This is a genomic window from Trichodesmium erythraeum IMS101, assembly GCF_000014265.1.
Lineage (GTDB): Bacteria > Cyanobacteriota > Cyanobacteriia > Cyanobacteriales > Microcoleaceae > Trichodesmium > Trichodesmium erythraeum.
Window position 1 is genome coordinate 253,830 of record NC_008312.1, and the last position, 12,175, is coordinate 266,004.

A 12,175-nucleotide genomic window follows, 5' to 3' on the forward strand; every position below is an offset into this window, starting at 1 on the left:
TTGCGGGACTCCCAGTGACAATTTTTTGGAGTAGCCTTAAAAACTTCTGAAAGTAAATCTAGGAATATGGGTTCATTGAAGTAGAAAACTGCCTATCAGTAATGTTAAGGAATCATTTGCGGTTCCTAAAACCAGTATTAAGAAAATTTTAATAAGAAATTACTAGGACTTTACTATTTCAACTGATAGTTAAGGTAACCTTATATTGAACTTATACCTATTTGAGTGCAAAAGTATAAATGATAATAGTAACAAAAATCGGTTCTCCAGAAGTAGAGATAGATCGTCTTTGTCAGGAACTCAAAACTAATTGGGGTCTAACTCCAGAAAAAATTGTTGGGCGCTATAAAGTTGTTATTGGTTTAGTAGGAGATACTGCAGACCTGGATCCATTACAATTACAGGAAATGAGTCCTTGGATCGAACAGGTAATGCGGGTTGAACGTCCTTACAAACGAGCAAGTCTAGAGTTTCATAACGGAGAAGCTAGTACAGTAGTAGTATCTACTCCAGATGGACCTATACCTTTTGGCCTTCATCAAGATCTAGTTGTAGTTGCTGGACCCTGTTCGGTAGAAAATGAGCAAATGATTATAGAAACAGCTCAACGGGTGAAAGCTGCTGGTGCTAAGTTTTTGCGTGGAGGTGCTTATAAACCTCGTACTTCTCCTTATTCTTTTCAGGGACATGGTGAGAGTGCTTTAAATTTGTTGGCTGCGGCTAAAGAAAAAACTGGTCTGGGAATTATTACAGAAGTAATGGATGCTGCTGACTTACCAAGGTTGACTGAAGTTGCGGATGTGGTGCAAGTAGGTGCCCGTAATATGCAAAACTTTTCTCTATTAAAAAAGGTCGGTGCTCAAGATAAACCAGTGCTTTTGAAGCGGGGAATGTCAGCTACTATTGAAGAGTGGCTAATGGCTGCAGAATATATTTTAGCAGCCGGAAATTCAAATGTAATTCTTTGTGAGCGCGGTGTTAGGACTTTTGATCGTCAGTATGCTCGTAATACTTTGGACTTGTCTGCAATACCAGTTTTGCGATCGCTGACTCATTTACCAATTATGATTGACCCTAGTCATGGTACTGGTCGAGCTGAATATGTACCTGCAATGGCAATGGGAGCTATTGCTGCAGGAACAGATTCTCTAATGATTGAAGTCCATCCAAATCCAGCAAAAGCTCTGTCAGATGGCCCACAATCTCTAACACCAGATAAGTTTGATACCTTAATGGAGGAAATGGCAGTTATTGGTAAAAGTGTTAAACGTTGGCCACAACCGGAACCAGCCATTGTATAGCTTTGATTAAAAATTGATTGATTTTATCTGCAATACAGCCAAAAAATTAAATCTTGATTGACAATTATTAGTCAGTTAATAACCGAGGCGATATCAGAGTAAAGGTGCTTACAAGATTTTCTTTCTTGTAGACATTGAGAGATATCCCATCAGTAGATAACCCTCTACTTTGCATTACTAAGTATTTGGAATAAACTGATAGTATGGAAGCCGTAGAATTACAGCTAATTTCTCAAGCTTGGGGTACGTTTGTCATAGGTAAGATGCCTGTGTTACAAATATTTTATCTTTAATAAAAATTTTGTACTTTATATACTTGAAACCTACTATAAATTTCAAGCTTGTTAATGAATGGCGTGAAAGAGGATATTTCGTAATTATTTAGTAGTTAGCTATCAGTTATATATGAAATTATGATAGTTGACTACTGTTACTATCTATGAATGTTAATAACTCAAGACTAAAGGGAAAACAGGTTCATTTAACATTGAAACTTAAACATAAACTATTTAAATTTGAGTTTTTACCTATTTTAAAGGTATCTTTACTACATCAAAATAAATTTTCTACTTTTTCTAAGAGTAAAGATTCTCTCCTCAATAACTGTAACTTTGCTTTTTACCCATAATTTATAGGCGTTAACCTCAAAGTCTAATAATAGTAGATGATGATTTTTAGAGATTATTTTAAATATCTACTTGCTGATTTTTTTTAAGATAAATTAGATACAGTTGACTGATGATTTTCAGCTTATTGATAATAGCTTCAATTTTCTTTTGCTCTAAATTTTTAACTAGAGATTTTATAACTCCATTTTAATTTCAAATAATTATATATTGGGATGATTTTTGTTAAAAATAAATTCTGCCAATTCCTGTCATGATTATCAAACGAACTCCGGTAGTTATTTGACAATTTTTGAGTATTTAAAGCTGTTATAGTTTGAAGATAAATAGTTTTAAAATAACTGGAGTAATAGATTTCCAAAACATGAAAATTAACTAGGTAATTGCCATAAAAACAACTTTAAAAACAAACATTTTTTTTATATCAAATCATCCTATTATTTAGATTAAATAAATAGTTTTTAATTCCCTTTTAGGATGCTTTTTGTATGAATAATTGTTCATAATATCTGGGATAATATTGAACAAATAGCTATAAGTAATTAGTTGCAATTCATTATAGTTTTCTTCTAAATAATTATTATGTTTTCTATTGCTATTATGATTTTTTTGCAACTTATAAATGTAGTTTATGGCTCATGAATTAGGTAATTAATTTACATCAATAATATAAATAATTATAAGCAATTTGTATCAGCATACGTGAATATTATCACAGATATACGACTCTAATCCTAACTGATGACATAGTTTATTTATCATAATAAATACTGCTAAAGTACACCATTATTTACTAGGAATAAACTTTATTTAGTTTTTTGAGAAATCAGCTTTTAGAACTGTTCCGTAAAGATTGAGCATCCAAATATAATTGAGTCCATTCACTAATAACTTGATTAGTTTTTAGGTTTAACTCTTTAGCTATTTCCTCTAGAGTTGCACCTGACTTTAAAGCTTCAACTAAATGACGTTGTTGATGATTGAGATTTTGCCAATATTCTCGCCATTTACTAGGAGTCAAACCTAGGCTATTATCATTGAGAGAAATTTCTAGCCAACTAGCTATTAATTCTGGTTGTTGCTTGAGTGCAAAAACGCGAATTGCATGATAACTAACTTTTTCTCGTAGCCTATATATCTTTTGAACGGGGATATTTAAAGCTTTAGCAATTTCATACTGAGTATTGCCTCTAATATAAAGTCTTAGCCATTCTACGGCCTTTTGATCAACTTTTTCTGCTAAATATTTCTCAAATTCTTCTAGGACTTTAGACCGAAGTTGATATTTTTCTATTGTTTCCCCATCGTTATACTCTGATGTGACCACAGTGTCCAAGAAGCTTACTTTATCTTCGGTATCACCATAACTAATATCGTCTGAGATGAATTTTACCCATTCTTTGACAGGTACTTGAGTTAAACCACCTTTTTGAGTCCGACGTAGATAATTAACAAATCTATAAACCAGTAAAGGTTGATTACGAATTGGTCTGACACAATACTCTTCTACACTGGCCAACAATAAAGAGTTTCGGAGATGGGGATTTTTTGTACATTCGGCAATATTGGCCATTTGCTGTTGTAGGTAGCGATCGCTATTTAACATATCTTGGACTACTTCTTGGAGAACATCAATTGCACTTCGCTGGCGATCGCGACTAGTACTTACCCATGCTCGTATTTTTTCTCGCAGCATCACTAAACCACTCAAGCGCTGCATCAAGTTTTGATAAGCTTGTTCTGGTGAAGCTTCCAAATATCTTTGTCCTAGAATTCTATAAAGAAATTCTCTTCCTTGAGATGTTATTTCTTTTTGGACAGGAGTAAAGCTATCTAACTTATTAGAATCATTTCCCAATAGCCAACAAATAATACTATTGTGGACATCTGAGCTATGGTTTGGGTAGTCTTCTTGAAGTCTAGTTCTCCACTCTTGTGCCAGTGCTTCGGCGAAAGTCATTATATTTTTGATTCTAGATATTCAATTTTAGCTAATGGGCTAATGGAGGGAGTTAACCTCTGCCAAATTTTGCTAAAGTTGATATTTTCAGTTATTTTACTAAGATCTTTGACTACTAATTTAATATATAGTTTCAGTTGATTGTGTAGAGAAAGTTTTTGTTTGAGTTAAGTATATTTATGCAGTGGGAAGTCAAAACTAGTAGGAGGTAAAAATTTTCTATTAATTTCTATCTCCAGTATGGGAATTTTTAAATGAGGGACATTTGATTTATCTATAAACTTAAGTTATAGGAATTATTAAGCAAAAAAATTTTATCAACTAAAATAATCTTAAATTTTACTTTTAATAACATAATCTAATATTGGTTAAATATACAACTTATTTAATGAGAAATTTTTCAAGTCCTCAAGGTAATAAGCAAAAAATCTGGTCTCAAGCTTGCCCTTTTAAGTAAGACTTTTTCATTCTCCAAAACTAGTAATTAATTAAAGCTTCTAGTGCTGCTAAACTCTAGAATAAATTTGTGTAGGTACTTATTCAAGTTTATTGAAAAAAAATCAGAATATATTCTTTCATTATTGCTCTTCTAACTGACTCATTTTTTAAAAGTTATATAACTAAAATTTAATCCTTTACCCATGTCTAGAATTGTTACTTATAGTCCAGCTTATACAATAGTTCCTACTTATGAGTGTTTTAATAATTGCAGCTATTGTAATTTTCGCTCAGACCCCGGTAAAAGTTCTTGGTTGAGTCTATCAGAAGCAGAAAAACAATTATTATCTCTCAAAAATAAAGGTACAATTGAAATATTAACTCTAAGTGGTGAAGTTCACCCGAATAGCAAATACAGAAAAGCTTGGTTTCAACTAATATATAAATTATGTCAACTAGCTCTATCTTTAGGATTTTTACCCCATACTAATGTAGGGATACTTACTAGGTCAGAAATGGAGGAGTTGAAACAGGTAAATGTTTCAATGGGATTAATGTTGGAACAGATAACACCTAAATTACTAAAAATAGTCCATAAAAATTCTCCTAGTAAAATACCACACTTACGTTTACAACAATTAGAATGGGCTGGGGAATTAAGAATTCCTTTTACTACTGGTTTATTGTTAGGAATTGGAGAGACTGTAACTGACTGGAAAGATACTTTAGAAGCAATTTCTAATATTCATCAAAAATGGGGTCATATTCAAGAAGTTATTATACAGCCATATAGTCCTGGTTCGGAAAATAAATGGGTTTCTGATGGTTTTAATGTCAATTTATTGCCAGAAGTTATAGCGATCGCTAATGAAGTTTTACCCTCAAATATTACTCTACAAATTCCTCCTAATTTAGTGAAAAAGCCAGAAATATTATTGGCTTGTTTGGAAAATGGTGCCCGAGATTTAGGAGGGATAGGACCTTTTGATGAAATTAATCCTGATTATCCTCATCCTCACTATCAAGCTTTAATAAAAGTTTTGGAGTCTAGAGGATGGCAGTTAACTAAAAGATTACCAGTCTATTCTAAATATGATGATTGGTTACCAATAAATTTAAAAAATATTGTAAGTGAATGGCGTATAAAATTATCTATATATTGATAGTTTTTAATTTGTTTAAAAGTGGAAATAATTAAGTTTTGCTTGAACTTTCTTCTTTAAAGGCAGGAAATTAGGACGGGTGAAGCTAAATCTTGATTTTGAAGTTTCAATATGTCCCAGAGACAAGGTTATCGGTTAACCTAATTTGAAGTTTCAATATGTCCCAGAGATAAGGTTATCGGTTAACCTATATAAGTAAATTTAACAAGGTTTGTATTTGAATTTTTAGCTAACTATTGTTCCTCATAATGGTTAGAGGTAGAAATAAAAACCTATAGACTTGTTGAACAATCCTTACTTGACAAATAAAAGGATATATTTTAGAATTTACTGAATTATTTGTGGTTTAGATAACTCTTAAGCCTCTGCCTAACAATCAAAAATACAAATGGTTGTAGGTAAAATCAAAAAACAATTAACCTTTAACTTTTGCCCCTTTCTTTTTTATAAAGATGAAACCTATATTTCGGGCTATTATTCTAGCCTTCCTGGCATTAACTTTAACAAGTTGTTCATTACCACCAGATCAAATTGCCTCTCGACTAGAACCTAGTCTTGTTAAAGTATTTTATAAAAATCAACCCGGACATGGAACTGGTTTTTTTGTACCTGGAGAAACAGGAGTTTGTAAGGTACTGACGGCAGCTCATGTTGTGAACAAAGAAGGGGAAAAATTATTACAAACTAAAGATGGTAATGTCTGGGATGCTGCATCTGTTGAAATGTTTTCAGATGATATAGACTTGGCTTTAGTAACTTTTGAGCCAGAGAAAGAAAAATGTGATTATCCTACTCTCAAAATAGGTAATTCAGAGGATATCAAACAAGGTAGTTCTATATATGTTTCTGGCCTTTCTAGTCGGGATGGGAAGATGCTATCTCAATTTGTTAAAGGAAATGTTACGGCTTTGAATGTTTTTCCACAGGGTTATAGGGTTTCTTATCAAGCTTTGACTGTCGCTGGAATGAGTGGAGCTCCTGTTATAGATGAGAGGGGTAAGGTGGTGGCAGTTCATGGGATGAGTGATGTGGAAACAGTTAAAGGTTTTAGTTCTTTGAAAACAAGTTGGCCTGAGTTAGAGTTACAGACTACCTGGCAAGCTGAAGAAGTTGTGAATACTGCTATTAAACATTTGACTTTTTCTTGGGGTATACCTATTAGTTTCTTTAGGGAGTCTCCGTTTTACTATGACTCTGGGGATATCTATGGGTTAAGCTGGTGGATATTTTTGTCTGGTGCAGGAATAGTTGCTGTTAGTTTTATTTATGTTGGTTTCAGGTATTTAAATGTTTCACCATTTATTGCTGAAGTTAATAATTTGAAAACACAACTCCAGGATGAGGAAGACAAAGGGGAAGAGGTTCAGAAAGAGTTAAAGTCACTAAAAAATAGTTATAAGGGGTTGGAAAGAAAACTGGAAGCGGAAATATCGGAGAGATCTGAGGCTGAGGAGCAAATTCAAACTCTACAAGTTGTTGTGGAAAAACAAAAAGTGTTGGAAGTGCAACTAGAAATTGAGATGTCAACAAGATATCAGGTTGAGGAGCAAATTCAAACTCTACAAGTTGCTGCACAAAAGGAAAGGGAGTTGGAAAGGCAGTTGGAGTTTGAGTCTCAAAATACTGAAGATAAGTCTGGTGTTGATTTATTTCTGGTTTCTGAGGTGGTCGGTGACTATACTAAGTTGCGTGATCTATTGGCGGCTAAACAGTGGCGCGAAGCAGACTTAGAAACATATAAAAGAATGTTAGAGGTGGCGGGCAGAAACTTGAAGGGATCTTTGAGGGTTAAGGATGTGTATAATTTTCCTTGCAAAGATTTAGTGACTATTGACGAACTGTGGATAAAATATAGTGATGGTAAGTTTGGCTTGTCTGTTCAGAAGCAAATTTATGAGAGCATGGGTGGTACGAAAGACTATGACTATAAGGTAATAGAAGATTTTGGAAATAGAGTTGGGTGGCGTCAAGATGGAAAATGGTTGAGGTATCATTATTTGACTTTTAGTGAGAAGTATGAAATGGGGTGTTTACCAGTAAGTTTTTATCTTGAGAGGGTTGCTTCTCTTCTGTTTGCAGGAATGTGCAAGTTTATAGACTGTGATCTTTAGTTGTTTCACTTTTGTTTTTTGATGATTTTTTACTCTTTGAGTTTATCTGATGTTTAGGATATGCTCCTCTTTTACTACTAGAAAAGTGGCTGGGAAGTTGAGATTTTTCACACAAATTTTTTACACAGTTTTTTCACATAAATTTTTCACACAGTTTTTTCACATAAATTTTTCACACAATTTTTTTACACCACCAAATTTTTTTACACCACCAAATTTTTTTACACCACCAAATTTTTTTACACCACCAAATTTTTTTACACCACCAAATTTTTTTACACCACCAAATTTTTTTACACAAGTTTTTCACACAAGTTTTTCACACAAGTTTTTCACACAAATTTTTCACACAAGTTTTTCACACAATTTTTTTAGACCGCCAAATTTTTTTGGTCAAAATATTTTCTGGTTCTAAGCGATCGCTTCTTTTATTATTCTATTAGTACTCACTTATTGTCATGGTTCTAGGTAATAATAGAGAGTTAAGGGTTTGATACGGCGATCGCTTCTATTATAACATAAAAAATTTTGATATTCTCAAAGAAAATAAGTTGATGTTCGGGGGCTGAAAATAAGATAGTTTAGATGTTCTCAAAATAGGTAGTTCTTTCTATATTTCTGGTTTTCCTAGTCGGGGTTAAAGGCTCCTAACCCAGTTTATTGAAAGTGATGTTTCTGGTTTGGAGCGGTTGGCGCGGGGTTCTGGAGTTTCTGCTCAAGTTTTGAGTCTGGGTGGAATGAGTGCTTCCCCTGTTATGGATATGAGGGGTAAGGTTTTGGGAGTTTATGGGATAAGTCGTCTGGAAATTATCAAGTCCTTTGTTTTACAAAAAGGAGGTTTATTGACTCAGAATGGTTAGCTACTTACGAGGTTGTGCAACGAGTAGAAAGGGATGTTCAAAGTTTGACTTTTTCTTGAGCTCAACTTATGGTTTTTGACTTGACTAGTACTATTTTCCTGCTAAAAGATCTTCTTTTGCTAAAAAAGGCTGCAAATAGATCACAGATGACTCTCTAGAAAAATTAGGGTTTTCCTGTTTTCCTTTAGTTACTTGATGAACAATGGTACCGAGATGTAGGGCATCGGTCATTTTTCTCAAGGCTTGATAACCATCTACTCCTACGTCTAAAGTTAACAATAATGGGCAGTTGCTACTTAATTTGGTGTTGACACAAATGACTTCTTGTTTGGGAGTGTTAGGATCTTTGCGATAGTCTAAGGATAGAATGCCATCTTCGCGAAAATTTTCTAGTCGTCTTTGTATTTCTTCACATCGTTTAGCGGGAGACCAACCTCCTCCCATGGGTATCACCATACCTAACCAGGGTTTTTTGCTTTGATCATCGTCGTATGTTACTGTCCAAACTTTTTTGCCTTGTGTTGTGTCTGTTAGTAGCTCACAATAAAAACGGTTGGTTTTTTTTACTAACAAAGTCGGTCTACCTTGCACAATATCAATACTTAAACCTATGGCGTCTAATAATAATCCAATTATGTAAATTATTAGGCCTACTGCTGCTATTCCTGTAATTTTTTTGTTTCTTATCATTGGTTTATCCTAAATTATATCTATATATAAGTTGTGATAATTATGCAAAGTTAATTACACGTTTGCTTTTAAAAAGTTAAGTTTCAAAGGTTAAATTTTAAAGGTTAAATTTCAAAGTTTAAATTTCAAGGTTTAAATTTCAAAGGTTAAGTTTCAAAATTTACTAGAAATTTACGTCAAGGGTCATTCAACTCAAGGGTTAAAAGTTAGTAGATAAGTTGAGCGATCGCTTTTTGATAACTAGAAAAAATAGCTCTCTGTTTTTGGTCAAATATTTTTCTGGTCAGCAGCAACCTCCCTAATAATTTCTATATTAACTACATATCTGCTTTTGAATTTTGATTATATATATTGTGAAGCTCAAGAGCAACTTTACCTAAAGTTTTCTTCAATATCAGCTCAGGAATTTCCAGAAATTTCCACTTATTAGACTAGAGGTGAATTTTTTCTGTTATTTATTTTTCGGTTGTCAGTTTTTGATGGTCAATTTATTTGATTTTTGTAGTTTGTTTTTAATCATCAATTTTTTTCTTTGGGAAAGCTTCCCTAAATAATTTTAGCAATAAAAATAAGTTGGGTCTCAGATGGTAACTAAACTTTTGAGAATAATTTTTTCTGTGGTGACTTATTTAGTGAATAATAGGTTTTTTTGACTTAGCGATCGCTACATTAAAATTTTATCTAAAAATATGACTTAATAACTATATAATGGCATAGATAGATAACATAAGTTAGTCAAAAAAGAAATATGAAACATAATTATTTTTTACTTTTTTTTGTATTCTTAAATATTATGCTTTTTCCTAAAAATGCTTATGGTGACGAAACGTGGACGACTGAAGAATATAAGGTAATTTATCTCGAAGACAGAAAAAACACTGCAGTTTGGAGGTATGGAGATAACGTTGGACATGTTTTTATAGATGGTTTAGGGGGTAAAACTGAGGGCCGAGGGTCTTATCATGGTTATTGGGTACAAAAATCCTCTTCTCGTCGTTGCGATACTTATCGGGAAGATATAAATGGTAAGCCTACTTATTATTGGGGTAGATTTGAGATTAAGTTTATTGACCCTAATTTTCCTTCCCGTTGGCAAGCTAAGCTTGGTCTTTGTGATCAAAAAACTACTATTATTCTGAATGGAACTCCATCTGTTCTTGACAATTAGAAAAAGTTGTTTTATTCTGAAGGTAGATGAGTATTATAGGAAAATAGTGGCTCTTTTTAGGGAGTGGTCATTTAATCAATTTCTAGGTAAAATGAACAAGGCTTAATTTTAATACTTCCTAACTGCTGCTCAAAATGAAATCTCTACTTCGTGCTTTTGGTTTGACTTTCCTGTCACTAACTCTGACAAATTGTTCTTTGTCTCCAGAAAAAATAGCTTCTCGGTTAGAGCCTAGTATTGTTAAAGTATTTTATCAAGGTGAACCAGGACATGGCACTGGTTTTTTTGTGCCTGGAGAAAAAGGGGTCTGTACTGTACTCACGGCGGCTCATGTTGTGAAAAAAGAGGGGGAAAATTTATTAAAAACTAATGATGGGAAGGAGTGGCCTGCTTCTCAGGTCGAAATATTTCCTAATAATATAGATTTGGCTTTGGTCAGTTTTCAGCCGGAAAAAGGAAATTGTAATTATTCGCCACTGAAAATAGGTAACTCAGATGGCCTCAAACAAGGTAGTTCTATCTATATTTCTGGTTTTCCTATTAGGGATGGGTACTTGGTATCACAGTTTGTTTTGGGCAGTGTTTCTCGTTTGGATAGGTTGGCCCAGGGTTATGGGGTTTCTTATCAGGCTTTGACTGTGGGGGGTATGAGTGGTGCCCCTGTTGTTGATGTTAAGGGTGAGGTTGTGGCTGTTCATGGGATGAGTGATGTGGAGGTTGTTAAGAATTTTGCTTCACTACAGGCAAGTTTGTCTGAGTCGGAACGCTCTGTTTATCAGGATGCTGTGCGACGGGTTGAGGCGGGTGTTCAACGTTACACTTTTTCTTGGGGTATACCTATTAATATGCTTGAAAATTATCGCGGCGAGGCGATCGCTCTGGGCATGGAAGGACAGGAGGTTGAGTTACAAAAACAACTTGAGTTGGAGCGGCGGAAGCGTGAGGAGGCGGAACGACGAGTGGAAAAGCTGGAGGCGGATCTACAAAAGGAACTTCGAGAGGCTGAAAAGAGGGCTAAAGAGGAACGGGCAGTTGAACTACAAAGGCAACTAGAGGAGGAAAAACGCCAGCGTGAAGAGGCGGAGCGACGAGAACGAGAGCTGGAAGCTGAACGACAACGGCAGAAAAAAAATGAGGTTTCTCTAGTTTCAGCTAAGGGGGTTGACTATCGGAAACTGCGTGACTTATTGAAGGCTAAAAAGTGGCAGGAGGCAGACGCAGAAACAGAGAGGGTAATTTTAAAAGCTGCGAGTAGGGAGTCGGAAGGATGGTTGAGAGGGTCGGATGCTAAAAATTTTTCTTGTCAAGATTTAGGCACGATTGACAAACTTTGGGTAAAATATAGTAATGGAAAATTTGGATTTTCTGTGCAGAAGCAAATTTATCTGAGTTTGGGTGGTACAAAAGAGTATAATAGAGATGTGTGGGAAAAGTTTGGAGACAAAGTAGGATGGCGTAAAGGAGGTGAATGGTTGTCGTATAGTGAATTAACTTTTGATGATAAACATTATGTGGGGCACCTGCCGTGCCGGGCGTTGGGCGTTTGGGGTATTTTTTTTATTGGCTGGGTATACCGGCTGCACCTTTTCGGTCGCTGGGTTATTCCACCTGTAGATTGTAACATATATTATATCTGGCGTCAAGGGGAAAAATTGGGGAAAGCTTTTTTAACGGTTTTTCTTAATTTCGGCGATCTGATACCTGGCACCAGGGGGAAAAAAAAGGAAAAAAAGAGGGGGAGGGCTCAGAGAAAAAAGTCAAAAGTAGAATTCAGTCAGCCAGAAGTTGGAAATGTTGTCAGAAGTCTCACCTAAAAAGTCAGAAGTCAGATTTTAATCTTAATTTCTCTTTTTTGAGC

8 protein-coding genes are annotated in these 12,175 nt (G+C 34.6%); 6 read left to right on the forward strand and 2 right to left on the reverse strand.

Annotated elements, in window-relative coordinates; genetic code table 11:
• Window positions 1-239 precede the first annotated feature (239 nt).
• Entirely contained in the window at window positions 240-1,301 is a 1,062-nt protein-coding gene (gene aroF, locus TERY_RS00740) for a 3-deoxy-7-phosphoheptulonate synthase (RefSeq protein ID WP_011610061.1), read from the forward strand.
• A 1,452-nt stretch (window positions 1,302-2,753) separates the two neighbouring features.
• Here aroF and TERY_RS00745 read toward each other — a convergent pair.
• Complete coding sequence (locus tag TERY_RS00745; protein WP_011610062.1) at window positions 2,754-3,887, reverse strand: HetZ-related protein 2; 1,134 nt, start codon at window positions 3,885-3,887, stop codon at window positions 2,754-2,756.
• 641 nt (window positions 3,888-4,528) lie between these two features.
• Here TERY_RS00745 and cofG point away from each other — a divergent pair.
• The 3 genes from cofG (at window position 4,529) to TERY_RS00760 (ending at window position 8,459) form a co-directional block, all read left to right on the forward strand.
• A complete protein-coding gene (gene cofG / locus TERY_RS00750; protein ID WP_011610063.1) occupies window positions 4,529-5,488 on the forward strand; it encodes a 7,8-didemethyl-8-hydroxy-5-deazariboflavin synthase subunit CofG in 960 nt (319 codons plus the stop codon).
• A 452-nt stretch (window positions 5,489-5,940) separates the two neighbouring features.
• Window positions 5,941-7,599: a GUN4 domain-containing protein gene (locus TERY_RS24580; RefSeq protein WP_011610064.1), complete on the forward strand. Its 1,659-nt coding sequence runs from the start codon at window positions 5,941-5,943 to the stop codon at window positions 7,597-7,599.
• Between the two features lie 680 nt (window positions 7,600-8,279).
• Entirely contained in the window at window positions 8,280-8,459 is a 180-nt protein-coding gene (locus TERY_RS00760; protein WP_011610065.1) for a hypothetical protein, read from the forward strand.
• A 90-nt stretch (window positions 8,460-8,549) separates the two neighbouring features.
• Here the strand turns inward: TERY_RS00760 and TERY_RS00765 are convergent, their stop codons facing one another.
• Window positions 8,550-9,149: a COP23 domain-containing protein gene (locus tag TERY_RS00765; protein ID WP_011610066.1), complete on the reverse strand. Its 600-nt coding sequence runs from the start codon at window positions 9,147-9,149 to the stop codon at window positions 8,550-8,552.
• Window positions 9,150-9,942: 793 nt separating this feature from the next.
• Here TERY_RS00765 and TERY_RS00770 point away from each other — a divergent pair.
• Entirely contained in the window at window positions 9,943-10,317 is a 375-nt protein-coding gene (locus tag TERY_RS00770) for a hypothetical protein (RefSeq protein ID WP_196797182.1), read from the forward strand.
• 134 nt (window positions 10,318-10,451) lie between these two features.
• Window positions 10,452-12,131, forward strand: a complete 1,680-nt coding sequence (locus TERY_RS26115; RefSeq protein ID WP_011610068.1) for a GUN4 domain-containing protein — start codon at window positions 10,452-10,454, stop codon at window positions 12,129-12,131.
• Window positions 12,132-12,175 lie beyond the last annotated feature (44 nt).